This is a genomic window from Achromobacter mucicolens, assembly GCF_902859725.1.
Taxonomy (GTDB): domain Bacteria; phylum Pseudomonadota; class Gammaproteobacteria; order Burkholderiales; family Burkholderiaceae_B; genus Achromobacter; species Achromobacter mucicolens.
On record NZ_CADIJP010000001.1, the window covers coordinates 289,142 to 304,179 of the forward strand.

General features: G+C 67.4%; 13 protein-coding genes. 4 read left to right on the forward strand and 9 right to left on the reverse strand.

The window, feature by feature from the left end:
* Positions 1–76: 76 nt before the first annotated feature.
* The 4 genes from tcuA (at position 77) to HV786_RS01305 (ending at position 4,440) form a co-directional block, all read left to right on the forward strand.
* Positions 77–1,492, forward strand: a complete 1,416-nt coding sequence (tcuA, locus tag HV786_RS01290; protein WP_128829011.1) for an FAD-dependent tricarballylate dehydrogenase TcuA — start codon at positions 77–79, stop codon at positions 1,490–1,492.
* Positions 1,479–2,720 carry a tricarballylate utilization 4Fe-4S protein TcuB gene (gene tcuB, locus HV786_RS01295; protein ID WP_128829010.1) on the forward strand — a complete coding sequence of 414 codons (1,242 nt, stop codon included), beginning with the start codon at positions 1,479–1,481 and terminating at the stop codon, positions 2,718–2,720. The genes tcuA and tcuB overlap by 14 nt, the downstream gene beginning before the upstream one ends.
* Before the next feature lie 74 nt (positions 2,721–2,794).
* Entirely contained in the window at positions 2,795–3,772 is a 978-nt protein-coding gene (locus HV786_RS01300) for a Bug family tripartite tricarboxylate transporter substrate binding protein (RefSeq protein WP_175209776.1), read from the forward strand.
* A gap of 86 nt (positions 3,773–3,858) precedes the next feature.
* Complete coding sequence (locus HV786_RS01305) at positions 3,859–4,440, forward strand: WG repeat-containing protein (protein WP_128829009.1); 582 nt, start codon at positions 3,859–3,861, stop codon at positions 4,438–4,440.
* 14 nt (positions 4,441–4,454) lie between these two features.
* On the opposite strand, the gene HV786_RS01310 is transcribed toward HV786_RS01305, so the two are convergent.
* From HV786_RS01310 to HV786_RS01350, 9 genes are all read right to left on the reverse strand, one after another.
* Positions 4,455–5,864 carry an aminotransferase-like domain-containing protein gene (locus HV786_RS01310; protein ID WP_128829008.1) on the reverse strand — a complete coding sequence of 470 codons (1,410 nt, stop codon included), beginning with the start codon at positions 5,862–5,864 and terminating at the stop codon, positions 4,455–4,457.
* 27 nt (positions 5,865–5,891) lie between these two features.
* Positions 5,892–6,029 carry a DUF2474 family protein gene (locus tag HV786_RS01315; protein ID WP_081259985.1) on the reverse strand — a complete coding sequence of 46 codons (138 nt, stop codon included), beginning with the start codon at positions 6,027–6,029 and terminating at the stop codon, positions 5,892–5,894.
* Positions 6,029–7,036: a cytochrome d ubiquinol oxidase subunit II gene (cydB, locus tag HV786_RS01320; protein ID WP_128829007.1), complete on the reverse strand. Its 1,008-nt coding sequence runs from the start codon at positions 7,034–7,036 to the stop codon at positions 6,029–6,031. Before cydB ends, HV786_RS01315 begins: the two co-directional genes overlap by 1 nt.
* Before the next feature lie 4 nt (positions 7,037–7,040).
* Entirely contained in the window at positions 7,041–8,477 is a 1,437-nt protein-coding gene (locus HV786_RS01325) for a cytochrome ubiquinol oxidase subunit I (protein ID WP_128829045.1), read from the reverse strand.
* A gap of 342 nt (positions 8,478–8,819) precedes the next feature.
* Positions 8,820–9,566: an acetoacetyl-CoA reductase gene (gene phbB, locus HV786_RS01330; RefSeq protein WP_128829006.1), complete on the reverse strand. Its 747-nt coding sequence runs from the start codon at positions 9,564–9,566 to the stop codon at positions 8,820–8,822.
* On the reverse strand, positions 9,556–10,017 hold the full coding sequence (locus HV786_RS01335) for a hypothetical protein (protein WP_338076516.1): 462 nt from the start codon (positions 10,015–10,017) through the stop codon (positions 9,556–9,558). Before HV786_RS01335 ends, phbB begins: the two co-directional genes overlap by 11 nt.
* A gap of 49 nt (positions 10,018–10,066) precedes the next feature.
* A complete protein-coding gene (locus tag HV786_RS01340) occupies positions 10,067–11,191 on the reverse strand; it encodes an ABC transporter permease (protein ID WP_056325177.1) in 1,125 nt (374 codons plus the stop codon).
* 1 nt (position 11,192) lies between these two features.
* Positions 11,193–13,928 (reverse strand): ribosome-associated ATPase/putative transporter RbbA, encoded by a 2,736-nt coding sequence (gene rbbA / locus HV786_RS01345; RefSeq protein ID WP_175209778.1) that lies wholly within the window; start codon positions 13,926–13,928, stop codon positions 11,193–11,195.
* Complete coding sequence (locus tag HV786_RS01350) at positions 13,928–14,995, reverse strand: HlyD family secretion protein (RefSeq protein ID WP_175209779.1); 1,068 nt, start codon at positions 14,993–14,995, stop codon at positions 13,928–13,930. The genes rbbA and HV786_RS01350 overlap by 1 nt, the downstream gene beginning before the upstream one ends.
* Positions 14,996–15,038: the final 43 nt, after the last annotated feature.

Here is a 15,038-nt window from a genome sequence, read left to right on the forward strand (position 1 = left end):
CACCCGTTGACGCCTGCCTGATATCGCAGCGGCGCGCCGCTGCGTAGAGTCTGCCCCTTGAACTGGGGAAGATGGCATGGTTGACGTCTTGGTGATTGGTGGGGGCAATGCGGCGCTGTGCGCGGCCCTGATGGCGCGCGAAGCCGGCGCCAGCGTGCTGCTGCTGGAAGCGGCGCCAAAGGAATGGCGGGGCGGAAATTCACAGCACACCCGCAACCTGCGCTGCATGCACGATGCGCCGCAGGACGTGCTGGTCGACGCGTATCCCGAAGAAGAATACTGGCAGGACCTGCTCAAGGTGACGGGCGGGCAGACCAACGAACACCTGGCGCGGCTGGTCATCCGCGAATCCTCCACCTGCCGCGACTGGATGCGCCGCCACGGCGTGAACTTCCAGCCGCCGCTGTCGGGCGCGCTGCACGTGGCCCGCACCAATGCTTTCTTCATGGGCGGGGGCAAGGCGCTGGTCAATGCCTATTACCGCAGCGCCGAAGCGCTGGGCGTACAGGTCCGCTACAACGCGCCGGTCGATTCGCTGGAGCTGGACAACGGCCGCTTCGTGGCCGCGCGCATCGGCGCCGAACGCATCGAGGCCCGCGCCTGTGTGCTGGCCGCGGGCGGCTTCGAGTCCAACCGGCAATGGCTGCGCGAGGCCTGGGGCCAGAACGAGCGCGGCGAGTGGCCGGCCGACAACTTCCTGATCCGCGGCACGCGCTTCAACATGGGCGTGCTGCTCAAGTTCATGCTGGACGCCGGCGCCGACGGCATCGGCGACCCCTCGCAATCGCACTGCGTGGCCATCGACGCCCGCGCGCCGCTGTACGACGGCGGCATCTGCACGCGCATCGACTGCGTGTCGCTGGGCGTGGTCGTCAACCGCGACGCCGAGCGCTTCTATGACGAAGGCGAGGACTTCTGGCCCAAGCGCTACGCGATCTGGGGCCGCCTGACCGCCATGCAGCCCGGGCAGATCGCCTATTCCATCATCGATGCCAAGGCGATCGGCCGCTTCATGCCGCCCGTGTTCCCGGGTGTGAAAGCCGACACGCTGCCCGAACTGGCCGAAAAGCTGGGTCTGGATCCGGCCACCTTCGCCAAGACCGTCGGCGACTACAACGCCGCCTGCCGCGTGGGCAAGTTCGACCACACGGCGCTGGACGATTGCCATACCGAAGGCGTGACGCCCGCCAAAACGCACTGGGCGCGGCCGATCGACACCGCGCCGTTCTACGGCTATGCGCTGCGTCCCGGCATCACCTTTACGTACCTGGGCCTGAAGGTGGACGACACCGCCGCGGTCCGGTTCAACGACACGCCCAGCGACAACCTCTTTGTCGCCGGCGAAATGATGGCCGGCAACGTGCTGGGCAAGGGCTATACCGCCGGGGTGGGCATGTCCATCGGCACGGCATTTGGCCGCATTGCCGGCACCCGCGCCGCGGCGGCGGCGCTTAGCCAGAAACATGCGGGAGCACACCATGAAGCAGCTTGAAGCCCTGGCCCGCGAGGCGCAGTCCTTTTCCAGCAGTCAGACGGGTTCAACGCCCGTCCAGCCCGGGGCCCCGGCCGAGCAGCCGGTGCGCTTTCATGCCCAGGGCGCCAAGCCGCTGACCGAAACGCTGACCGGCGACGAAACCGAAGTGGCGCGCGTCATGCAGATCTGCAACGCCTGCCGTTACTGCGAAGGCTTCTGCGCGGTGTTTCCCGCCATGACCCGCCGCCTGGAATTCGGCAAGGCGGACCTGAACTACCTGGCCAACCTGTGCCACAACTGCGGCGCCTGTCTGCACGCGTGCCAGTACGCGCCGCCGCACGAATTCGCCGTCAACGTGCCGCAGGCCATGGCCAAGGTGCGGATGCAGACGTACACCGATTACGCGTGGCCCGCCGCGCTGGGCACGCTGTACAAGCGCAATGGCCTGGCGCTGTCGTTGGCCACGGCGGCAGGCCTGGCGCTGTTCCTGGTGCTGGCGGTGGTGATGACGGGCGGCCTTTTCCATGAACCGATGGCCGGCAACTTCTACGCCGTCTTCCCGCACAACACGCTGGCGCTGATGTTCGGCGTGGTGTTCGGCTTTTCGATGCTGGCGCTGGCGGTGGGGGTGACCCGCTTCTGGCGCAACGTCAGCCCGGGGGCGGCCTCCGGTGCGGCGGTGGCCGAGGCGGCGCACGACGCGCTGCGGCTGCGTTATCTGGACGGCGGCCACGGCAAGGGCTGCAACAACGCCGACGATGCCTTCACGCTGTGGCGCCGGCGGTTCCACCATTTCACGTTCTACGGTTTCATGCTGTGCTTTGCGGCTACCTGTGTCGCCACGCTGTACCACTATCTGCTGGGCCAGCAGGCGCCGTATCCGATCCTGAGCGCGCCCGTGCTGCTGGGCACCGCGGGCGGCATTGGCCTTCTGATCGGGCCGGCCGGGTTGCTGTGGCTGAACGTCAAGCGTCATCCGCTGCAGGGCGACGCGGCGCAAAAGCCGATGGACCGTGGCTTCATCGTGCTGCTGTTCCTGACCAGCGCGACGGGCCTGGCGCTCTTGGCCGGCCGCGACGGCAGCGCAATGGCGCTGCTGCTGGCGATCCACCTGGGCGTCGTGATGGCGCTGTTCCTGACCTTGCCCTACGGCAAGTTCGCGCATGGCATCTACCGCTCGGCGGCCCTCTTGAAGTGGTCCATCGAGAGACGCCAGCCGAACAAGCTGCAGCTCGGTTCGGACTGACCGGACCGGCCTTATCGCCGGCCTGACGGCGCCCGCACGAGGCGCCGCAGCCGGCCACAACCCTGGAGACATCAATGTTCCGCACTCGTTTGCTGGCGCGCTGCGCGCTGGCCGCCTGTCTGACGCCCGCCCTGCCTGCGGCGATGGCGCAAACCTATCCCGCCAAGCCGATCACGCTGGTCGTGCCCCATTCGGCCGGCGGCACGTCCGACATTCTGGCGCGCACCGTCGCCGCCGAAGCCGCCAAGACGCTGGGCCAGACCATCGTGATCGACAACAAGGGCGGCGCCAACGGCACCATCGCCGCCAAGCAGGTGGCCTCGTCCGCGCCGGACGGCTACACGCTGCTGCTGGCCACCGCCAGCACGCACGGCATCAACCCGTCGCTCTATTCGCGCATTTCCTATGACGCGGTCAAGGACTTCACGCCCGTCACGCTGCTGGCCACCGTGCCCAACGTGCTGGTCGTCGGTCCCAACGTCAAGGCCGGCAACGTGCAGGAACTCATCGCCTTCATCCGTTCGCAAGGCGACAAGACCAACATGGGCTCGGCAGGCGCCGGCACGCCGGGACACCTGGCGGGCGAGATGTTCAAGAGCGAAGCCAAGTTGCAGTTCACGCACGTGCCCTACAAGGGCGGCAGTCCCGCCATCACCGATCTCATCGGCGGCCAGATCGATTTCATGTTCACCACCATTCCGGGCGTGCTGCCGCACGTGAAGGCGGGCTCGCTGCGCGCCCTGGCCGTGACCTCGCCCGAGCGCTCGTCCGCGATGCCCGACGTGCCGACGATGGCCGAGTCCGGCCTGCCCGGCTTCCAGGCGGTGTCCTGGCACGGCATCGTCGCGCCGGCCGGCACGCCGGACGCGGTGGTGGCGCGGCTGAACCAGGCGCTGACCGGCGCGCTGGCGGCGCCCGAGGTCAAGCAGCGGTTGATGGAGGAGGGCGCGCGCGCCTCCGGCGTGAACACGGCTGAATTCGGCAAGTTCATCCAGACCGAGATGGCGGCCTGGGCCAAGGCGGTCAAGGATTCGGGCGCCACGGCCAACTGAAGGGCAGGGGCGGTCCCCGCGGGCCGCCTTTTTCTGGACGACGAGCATGCCGATCGGCACGCGGGCGCCATGCTAGGATGCCCCGCATGCTGATCGCCGCCCTGCTCACCTCGCTGGCCCTCACCCCGGGCCATGCCGTTGAATACGACCTCGCGTGCTTCTTTGCGGACAGGCAGGCGCAAGGCTCGCTGGAACACGTCGAGCACTGCGCCCGCGCCACGAAGGACAGCGTCGAGTTCCGGCCCGCCGTGCTGGCGCGCATGGATTTTGGCGACGATGGCCTGTCGCCCGCGACGGCCAACGGCTCGTGGCACTGGGTGCGGCCCGACGGACGCGCCGTGGCCGTGCTCACGTTCGACAACAGCGCCGACGACTTCGAGGAAGGCCTCACGCGCGGACCGTGGGCCGGCGGCATGGCCTACTACGACAAGCAGCTCAACCGCGTGCTGGCCACGCCCTACGATTGGGTCGACCGCTTCGAAGGCGGCCTGGCCGCGGTATGCAAGGGCTGCCGCATCGAGCGCACGCGCGACGGCGAACACAGTTTCGTGACGGGCGGAGTATGGGGCGCCATCGACCGCCAGGGGCGGCTGGCGCTGCCCATGCGGCCGGACGCGATCGCGTTGCGGGCGCAGATGCAGGCGGCGCGCAAGGCGCCGGAACGCTGAAAGAACGGCCGCCGTCAGCCGGCCAGCAGCTTGCCCAATGTCGCCATCCCTTGTTCCATGCCGTCGTTCCACGGATGGCCGTGGTTCAGGCGCAGGAAGTTGCCAAACCCGCCCGTCGCGGAAAACAGCGGCCCCGGCGCAATGCTGATGCCCTGGTCCAGCGCGGCGCGGTGCACCTTCAGCGTGTCGATGTGCGCGGGCAATTCCACCCAGACGAAGTAGCCGCCGGCCGGCCGCGTGGCGCGCGTGCCCTTCGGGAAGTAGCGCGCCACCGCTTGCAGCAGTTCGCCCTGTTGCAGCGCCAGCGCCTGCCGGAACTGCCGCAGGTGGCGATCGAACCCGCCTTTTTCCAGATAGGCCGCAATGGCCGCCTGCGTGGGGGCAGGGGTGGCAAGGCTGGTGGTCAGCTTGTTGCGCATGATCTGGCGCGTGTAACGCCCGCCCGCCACCCAGCCGACGCGATACCCCGGCGCCAGGGTCTTCGAAAACGACGCGCAGTGCATGACGATGCCTTCGGTGTCGAATGCCTTCGCGGGCCGTGGGCGGGACTCGCCGAAATAGAGTTCGCCGTACACATCGTCTTCGATCAGCGCCACGTCATGGCGCGTCAACAGCTTGACCAGCGCTTCCTTTTTCTCGTCGGGCATCAGGCTGCCCAGCGGATTCTGGAACGTCGTCATCAGCCAGCAGGCGCGCGGGCGGTGCTGCAGAATGGCGTCCTCCAGGGCGTCCAGATCGATGCCCACGCGCGGATGCGTCGCCACCTCGATGGCATGCAGGCCGTTGCGTTCCAGCGATTGCAGCGCGGCATAGAAAGTGGGGGACTCCACGATCACGGCATCGCCGGGGCGGGTCACCGCCGCCAGGCTCAGGTTCAGCGCGTCCAGCGCGCCGTTCGTGACGATGATCTCGTCCACGGGCACGGTCAGGCCATCGGCCAGGTAGCGCAGCGCGATGGCGCGCCGCAGCGCCGCGTCGCCGGGGCTCAAGTCATCGATGGACGCCCACGGATCCAGCTTCTGCACCGTCGCCGCCATGAAGCGTGCCAGCCGGCTGTACGGCAGCAAGGACGGACTGGGAAACGCCGAGCCAAACGGCAGCATGTCGCGGCGCAGCGTGGCGTTCAGCACGCGCAGCACGTTGTCGCTGACGTCCACCGGATGGCGGCCCGCGGTGGCGCTGGACACGCTGTCCAGCTCGGGCAACGCGGCGCGCGGCGCGCGCTGCACGTAATAGCCCGACCGGTCACGCGCGCGGATGAGGCCGCGTGCTTCCAGCAGGTAGTACGCCTTGAACACGGTGGACGGACTGACGCCGCGGCTGGCGCTGGTCTGCCGCACCGAAGGCAGGCGGTCGCCCACCTGCAGCAGGCCGGACAGGATCGAGGCGGTGATTTCTTCGGTCAGGCGTTCATAGCGCTTCATGGCGGCATCTGGATGCGTGAGGCAGGTTCAGGCCGACATGCCGATCGCGCGCATGACAAGCCGCAGCGCGCCCGCCGCCGCGCCCAGCGCCGCGACGCTGCACGCCCAGATCATCGCCAGCCACAGCAGGCGCGAGCGCCACGAGGAAGAGGGGGATGCGTTCATCAGTGAAAGGCCTCGCCAGTGCGCACCTTGCCGCGAAAGACGTAATACGACCAGGCGGTGTACATGAGAATAATCGGAATGATCGCCAGGGCGCCGACCAACGCGAAACCCTGGCTCTGCGGCGGCGCGGACGCCGCCCAGATGGACACGCCGGGCGGAATGATGGCCGGCCAGATGCTGATGCCCAGGCCGCTGTAGCCCAGAAACACCAGCGCCAGCGACAGCACGAACGGGCCGGCCGCCGGCGCACCTTTGACGCGGCGCATCAGTTCAAAGCCCGCGGCGGCCACCAGCAACGGCACCGGGAAGAACCAGAACATGTTGGGCAGGCTGAACCAGCGCTGCGCGATGATCGGCTGCGCCAACGGCGTCCACGCGCTCAGCACGGCGATGACCGCCAGCAGCGCCAGCGTCAGCGGCCGCGCCAGGCGGCACATGTGGCGGTGCAGGCGGCCTTCGGTCTTCATGATGAGCCAGGTGCAGCCCAGGAGCGCGTAAGCCGCCACCAGCCCAGCGCCGGTGAAGACAGAGAACGGGCTGATCCAATCCCACGGGCCGCCGCTGTACGCGCGCCCCACCACCGGAATGCCTTCGATATACGCGCCCAGGGTGACGCCCTGGAAGAACGTGGCGCACACGGAGCCCAGGACGAAGGCCTTGTCCCACAGCGGGCGGTGATGCGCGTCGGCCTTGAAGCGGAACTCGAAAGCCACGCCGCGGAAAATCAGGCCCAGCAGCATGAACACCAGCGGCAGGTGCAGCGCGCTCAGAATCACCGAGTAGGCCAGCGGAAACGCCGCCATCAGGCCCGCGCCGCCCAGCACCAGCCAGGTCTCGTTGCCGTCCCAGACGGGGGCGACGGTGTTGACCATCGCGTCGCGTTCCTCCGGGTCGGTCACCAGCGGAAAGAGGATGCCGATGCCCAGGTCAAAGCCATCCATGATGACGTACATCATCACGCCGAACAGAATGACGACGGCCCATATCAATGCAAGATCCACACCCATGGCGTCAGGCTCCGGAATGCTTGGGTTGCGCGGGCGAGACGCCCGCGAGGGTAGAGGCCCCCGACAGCGGCCGCGAAGGCTGGCGCGGCTCGCCGGGTCCGCCGGACAACGGCGCGTGGCCAGGCGCGGGAGTGGGGCCCATGCGGATGAGGCGCAGCATGTACGAGACGCCCGCGCCAAACACGAACAGGTAGACGACCACAAACAGCGCCAGCGTCAGCGTCAGCTCGCCCAGTCCATGCGGCGTGGCGGCGTCGGCGGTGCGCATGACGCCATACACGATCCAGGGCTGGCGGCCGATCTCGGTGACATACCAGCCGGCCAGCATGGCGACGATGCCCGAAGGCCCCATCCACAAGGCGAAGCGATGCAGCCAGCGCGCTTCGTACAGGCGGCGGCGCCAGCGCGCCCATAGCGCCCACGCCGCCAGGCCGATCATCAGCAGGCCCAGGCCCGCCATGATGCGGAACGACCAGAACACCACCGTGGAATTGGGGCGGTCTTCGGGCGGATAGGACTTCAGGCCCGGAAACTGGCCGTCCCAACTGTGCGTGAGGATCAGGCTGCCCAGCCGCGGGATGTTCAGCGCATATCGCGTTTCCTCGCGCGCCATGTCGGGGATGCCGAAGAGCGTCAGCGGCACGCCCGCGCCGGGCTCGTTCTCCCAGTGACCTTCGATGGCGGCGATCTTGGCGGGTTGGTGCTTGAGCGTGTTCAAGCCATGAAAGTCGCCCACCACGGCCTGCAGCGGCGCCACCAGCAGCAGCATGCCCATCGCCATCGCAAACATCTTCTTCACGGCCGGGCTGCGGTCCCCGCGCAGCAGATGCCAGGCACCGGACGCCCCGACCATCAGCGCGGTGGCCAGGAACGCCGCAATGCCCATGTGCGCCAGGCGGTAGGGAAATGACGGGTTGAAGATCACGGCCAGCCAGTCGGTGGGCACCACGCGCCCGTCCAGGATCTCGTATCCGGCGGGCGTTTGCATCCAGCTGTTGGAGGCAAGAATCCAGGTCGCGGACACCAGGGTGCCCAGCGCCACCATGATGGTCGAGAAAAAGTGCAGCCCCGGCCCCACGCGCGACCAGCCGAACAGCATCACACCCAGAAAGCCGGCTTCCAGGAAGAACGCGGTCAGCACCTCGTAGGCCAGCAGCGGCCCGGTGACGCTGCCCGCGAAGTCGGAGAAAAAGCTCCAATTGGTGCCGAACTGATAGGCCATGACCAGGCCCGACACGACCCCCATGCCGAAATTGACGGCAAAGATCTTGGTCCAGAAGTGATAAAGATCCCGGTAGACCGTCTTGCCGGTCCGCAGCCAGATTCCCTCGAGCACGGCCAGGTAGCTGGCCAGCCCAATGGTGATGGCGGGAAAGACGATGTGAAACGAGATGGTGAAGCCGAACTGTATTCGTGCGAGCAATAGCGCGTCGCTGTCCATGACGGTATTCCTGACTTTCATTGCCAGCACGGACGGATCGCCACGAGGCGGCGGGCGCTGACGGGTGTTTGAACTACCCCGCCAAGTTAGGCCTTGCGCAGCGAACAGTACAGATTCAGAGAGAGCGGAAAAAAGCGGATCAGTTGGCGCGCCGCGGCGCAGGAAGCACGCATTTTCATCGGCAAGCATGCTGTGCCTGGGTGAGAGGCAGGCAATCGTCGATACAAAAAAAGCAGCGCAGCGTCCTCGGGGGCCGCGTCTGGCTCACCGCGCCGTGCGCGATGCCGCGGGCGGGGACATCGCGGTCAGGGATCGTTCGGCATCGCGGCGCATCAACGCGCATCAATACATATGCTGGCCGCCATTCATGGCCACGTTGCTGCCCGTCATGAAACCGGCCGCATCGCTGCAGATGAACGCGACGAGCGCGCCGATTTCATCGGGTTCGCCCAACCGCCCCACCGGGATCTGCGGCAGGATCTTTTCCTGCATGACTTCCGGCGGCACGGCTTGCACCATCCGCGTGGCCAGATAGCCGGGCGACACCGTGTTCACCGTCACGCCCTTGCGGGCCATTTCCAGCGCCAGCGACTTCGTGAACCCATGAATGCCCGCCTTGGACGCGGCGTAGTTGGTCTGCCCGAATGCGCCCTTGCTGCCGTTCACCGACGAGATGTTGACGATGCGGCCCCAGCCCCGATCCGCCATCGGACCGCACAGCGGCTGGGTCATGTTGAACATGGAATCCAGGTTGCTGTGCATGACGTCCGCCCAATCCTGCGCGCTCATCTTGCGCAGGCTCGCGTCGCGCGTGATGCCCGCGTTGTTCACCAGGATGTCGATCTGGCGGCCGTCCTCTTCGAGCCGGCGGGCCAGCGCCTGGCAGGCGTCGAAGTCCGCCACGTCCACCTTGTACGAGGAAAACGTTCGGCCTTTCGCCGCCTCTTCCTTGATCCAGTCGCGCGTGGCGGCCTCGCTGGAATGGTAGGTGACGATGACGTCGTGGCCGGCATCGTGCAGCGCCACGGCGATGGCGCGGCCCAGGCATCCGGTCCCGCCCGTGATGAGCGCCGTGCGCTTAGAGGTCATGGCGGCCTCCTTGCTGGTTGGCGTCCTGCATGGCGGCGCAGGCGGCCGCCATCTGCTTGGTCATCACGGACCACATCTGCGCGAGCGGTGAATTGTCGGCAGCCGCGCCGTTGGCATGTTTGAACCATTCGCACATCGCTTCGCCCACGCCGGCGGCCAAGGTGGCCTGTTCCTGCAGCGCCGCGTGGGTGAGGGCCTGGCTGGCTTCCAGCTGGGTCTGCCAGCGCTTGCGCGCGAGTTCGCCCATGGCGGGCATGGCGTCCTGCCAGTTGGCGGTGGGGGGCAAGGGGGAGAGGCCGGCAAGGTACTGGCCGGAGCTGTCGCTGGCCAGCCGCTGGCCCATTTCGAGCCAGCGCTGCTGGCTTTCCTGCGCAAGCTGGGCCAGGCGCTGGCAAAAGGCGACGTTGGCGCCGGTCAGACCGTCGGGCAGGGAGGCATTTGCTTTCTTCATCATCCGTCCTTTTATGAAAGTGGTAAGGGGAAACGAATACACACGGGCCTCATGCCATCTGGCTGAGGGTCTTGCGAAAACGCGCCAGGGATAGCGCAAACAGGACGGCGCCGATCAGCGCCAGCGCCAGGAAGGGTTGCCATACGACGCTGATGCCCGCGCCGCGATAGAGGATGGCTTGGCCGAGCTCCACGAAATGCGTCGTGGGAGCGGCCAGCATGATGTTCTGCACGAAAGCCGGCATGCTTTCGCGCGGCGTGGTGCCCCCGGACAGCATCTGCAGGGGCAACAGCACTAGTACGAGCAACATGCCGAATTGCGGCATGCTGCGTGCAAGCGTAGCCATGAAAATGCCCATCGAGGTCGTGGCGAACAGGTGCAGCGCCACGCCGGCCAGAAACAGCGCGACCGATCCTTCGATCGGCACGTGCAGCAGGCCCCGCACCACGAACGTCAACGATAGCCCAGCGGACGCCAGTACGACTAGCCCCATCGACCAGACCTTCGCGACCATGATCTCGGTGGGCGTGACGGGCATGACCAGCAGGTGCTCGATGGTCCCGTGTTCGCGCTCGCGGATCAGCGCGGCGCCGGTCAGGATGATGGACAGCATCGTGACGTTGTTGATGATCTCCATCAGCGCGCCGAACCACGACTGGGTGAGGTTCGGGTTGAATCGCATGCGCACCGCCAGTTCGACGGGCAGCTCGGTGGGCGCGCGATAGCGCCTGACGAACTCGTTGATCTCGTCGGTGATGATCTGCTGGATGTAGCTGCTGCCCGTGAATGCCTGGCTCATCCGGGTGGCGTCCACATTCAGCTGGATCTGCGCCGGCCGGCCAGCCAGCACGTCGCGCTGGAAATTGGGCGGGATGTTGACGGTAAACGTTTGGCGGCCTGCGTCCATGTTGGCGTCCGCCTGCGCCGGGGTCACAAGCTGCGGCGGCGTGAAGTGCGGCGGATAGAAGGCCGAGACGATGCGCGCGGACAGCGGCGACTGGTCTTCGTCCACGACGGCGATGGGCGCGTTGTGCAGCGTTTCGGGCACGGCGGTGGCCGCCGTGTAGATCATCAACGTGAACGACACGACGATCAGCACCAGCATCATCGGGTCGCGCGCCAGGCTCCAGAGCTCTTTCACGCCAAGGCGGTAGATGTTCGCCAGATGCCGCATGTCAGGTCTCCTGCTTTTTCAACAGCAGCGCCGCCGCGCCCAGGATGATGGGAATGGAGATCAGCAGCGGCCAGAACGAGGCGTAAAGGTCATGCAGCCCCAGCGCCTTGCTGAACACGCCGCGGCTGATGATGAGCATGTGGGTGGCGGGATAGACCTGTCCGATCAGCCGGCCCGCGCCTTCCAGCGACGACACCGGGTTGAGCAGCCCGGCAAACTGCACGGCCGGCACCAGGGTGCCGATCATCGTGAAGAACAGCGCGGCGATCTGGCTGCGCGTGAACGTGGATGCCAATAACCCGATCGCGGTGGCCACCACGTTGTAGATCAGCGCGGCGAGCAATAGGGTGCCGAAGCTGCCCTTGATGGGCACGCCGAATAGCGTCACGGCAAGCAGCGCCATCAGCAGGAAATTCAGCATCGCCAGCGCGACATACGGCGCCTGCTTGCCCAGCAGGAATTCCAGCCGCGTCACCGGCGTGACGTAAAGATTGGTGATCGAGCCCAATTCCTTTTCGCGCACCACGGCCAGCGCCGTCAGCATGGCCGGCATCATCAGCAGCAGCAGCGGAATGACGGCGGGCACCATGGCGGGCAGGCTGCGCACATCGGGGTTGTAGCGAAACCGCGTCTCCACACTGACGGGAAGCTGCGCGCTGGCGCCCAGCCGCTCGCGTGCCTGCTGCGCCAGCCAGCCCTGGTGCATGCCCAGCACATAGCCGCGTATGGTCTCGGCCCGTTGCGGCATGGCCCCGTCGATCCAGACGCCGATCTGCGCGGGCTTGCCGCGCTCCACGTCGCGCGCGAAGCCCTGCGGAATCTCGATGGCCAGCGACAGCTCGCCGCTGCGCATGCGCGCGTCCAGGTCCGCGTAATCAGCGATGGGTGGATGTTCGATGAAGTAGCGGGACCCCGACAGATTCAGGCTGTAGTTTTGGCTGAGGCCCGTCTGGTCGCGGTCCATGACCGCATAGCGCAGGTCCTCGACGTCCAGGCTGATGCCGTAGCCCATCACGAACATCAGCAAGAGCGAGCCCAGCAGCGCCAGCGTGGCGCGCACGGGGTCGCGCTGCAGCTCCAGCGATTCGCGCCACATGTAGCTGAACGCGCGATGCAGGCTGAACCCGCGCCGCGCCGGCTGGGCGGGCGGGGCGGCGTCCTGGATGGGCGGCACCGCGCCCGTGTCGGCCGCGGTGCCGGCGCCCGCGTCGATCAGGTAGGCGATGAAGGCGGCTTCCAGCGAGCTTGCGCCGCGCAGGCGAATGATTTCGTCGGGCGCGGCGCTGACCAGCACCTTGCCCGCGTGCATCAGCGAAATGCGGTCGCATCGCTGGGCCTCGTTCATGAAGTGCGTGGAGATGAAGATCGTGACGTGATCCTTGCGGGCCAGTTCTATCAGCAGGTTCCAGAATCCGTCGCGCGCGACGGGATCCACCCCCGACGTTGGCTCGTCCAGGATGAGCAGCTCGGGTTTGTGCACCATGGCCACGGCAAGCGAAAGCCGCTGGCGCACGCCCATGGGCAGGTTCTGCGGCAGCGCGTCCAGCACGCCGTCCAGGCCGAAGCGCGCGACCATCTCTTGCACACGCGCGGGGATGTCGGCCTCGGGCACGTGGAACAGCCGCGCGTGCAGCACCAGGTTCTGCCGCACGGTCAGCTCGCCATACAGCGAAAAGGCCTGCGACATGTAGCCCACGCGCCGGCGCGTGTCGATGTTGCGCGGATCGACCTCCTCTCCGAATAAAAAGGCCTGGCCTTCGCTGGCGGGCAAGAGGCCTGTCAGCATCTTCATGGTGGTCGACTTGCCGCAGCCGTTCGAGCCCAGGAACCCGAAGATCTCGCCGCGCCGGATGCGGAAGTTGACGTGGTCCACGGCCACGAAGTCGCCAAAGCGCATGGTCAGGTCGCGTGCCTCGATGGCGATGCCGGCGTCCTCGTCCAGGGCCAGCGGCACGATCTCGACGGGTTTGTGGCCGCGCCGCTTTTGCTCGGGCAGCAGCGCAATGAAGGCCGCTTCCAGCGTCTGCGCGCCGGTGCGGTCCTGCAATTCGACGGGCGTGCCGGTGGCCAGCACGCGGCCGTCGTCCATGGCGATCAGCCAATCGAAACGCTGCGCCTCGTCCATGTAGGCGGTCGCCACGATCACGCTCATGCCGTGCCGCTGCGCACGAATCTCGTTGATCAAATCCCAGAACTGCGCGCGCGCCAGCGGGTCCACGCCGGTCGTGGGCTCGTCCAGGATGAGCAGGTCAGGATCATGGATCAGCGCGCAGCACAGCCCCAGCTTCTGCTTCATGCCCCCCGACAGCTTGCCCGCGGGCCGGGACAGGAAGGCCGACAGGCCGGTGCTGCGGGTCAGGCTGTCGATGCGGCGGCGGCGCTCGGCCGCGTCATGGCCGAACAGGCGGCCAAAGAACTGCAGGTTCTCTTCCACCGACAAGGTGGGGTAAAGGTTCTTGCCAAGGCCCTGCGGCATGTAGGCGATGCGCGGGCAGACGGCCTCGCGGTGCCTTCGGCTGGCCATGTCGCCGCCCAGCACCATGACCCTGCCCTGCTGCACGGCCCGCGCGCCCGCCACCAGTGCGAGCAGGCTGGACTTGCCCACCCCGTCGGGGCCGATCAGTCCCACCATGCGTCCGGCGGGAATATCCAGCGTGATGCCGTCCAGCGCCTGGGTCTTGCCATAGCGCAGGCCGACATCGGACAGCGAGGCGACGGGCGGGACGGCCGGGGACATCAGGGCACCTTGACGTCAAGATAGGCGGGCCATTGGGCATCCGGGTCCAGTTTCAGCCACGCCACGCCGGGCAGCCCTGTCTTGACCTGCGTCAGGTGGCGCCGCAGCAGGTCGGGGCTGATCTGCGCCTTGACGCGGAACATCAGCTTCTGGCGTTCGCTCGCGGTCTCGACGGTCTTGGGCGTGAATTGCGCGGTGCTGGCCACGAACGACACCGTGGCGGGGATGACATATTCCGGCGCGGCATCCAGGATGATGCGCACGTCCTGGCCCAGCGCGACGCGGCCCGCGGCCTGCTCGGGCAGGAAGAACGTCATGTAGACGTCGGCCAGGTCGACCATGTTGAGCACCTTGCCGCCCGCGCCCAGGACCTCGCCCGGCTGCGTGACGCGGTATTGCACGCGGCCGGCGCGCGGGGCGCGCAGTTCGCTGTCGGCGATGTCGGCGTCGATGCGCGACACCGTGGCCTGCGCGGCCGCAATTGCCGATTGGGCGCCGACTTGCGCGGCCCGGGCCGCGTCGATGGCCGCGGCGGCTGCCGTGACCTGCGCACGGGCGGCGTTCACCGCCGCCTGCATGCTGCGCACGCGGGCGCGGTCATCGTCCAGTTCCTGGATCGACGAGGCGCCCTCCTTGGACAGCGTCTGCGAACGGGCCAGGCGCCGGCGCGCCGCGTCCAGCTCGCTTTCGCGCTGTACCACGACGGCTTCGGCGGCCCGTTTGTCGCTCTCGCGCTGCGCCACCTGCGCCGCCGCGCTGGCCGCACCATTGACCGCCTGCTGATGCTGCGCCCGCGCTTCCTCGCGCTGCGCCTGCAGCGTGTCGATCTGCATGCGCGCCAGCGGCTGGCCCGCCGCGACGAAGTCGCCCTCCGTGACCAGCACTTCCTGCACGCGGCCCGCCAGCTTGGTGGCCACGTCGATCTCGGTGGCTTCGATCCGGCCGTTGCCGTTGACAAAGCCAGGTCCCGGCCCGGTGTCCGCCAGCATGCGCCAGCCGTAGTAGCCCGCGGCGGCGGCAACCACAAGGGCAATCAGGAAGACCAGTTTTCGTTTGGGTAGAGGCATGTCGGCGTGTCCTTGATCTTTGGGCTTTTCAGCGTCGGGCCCG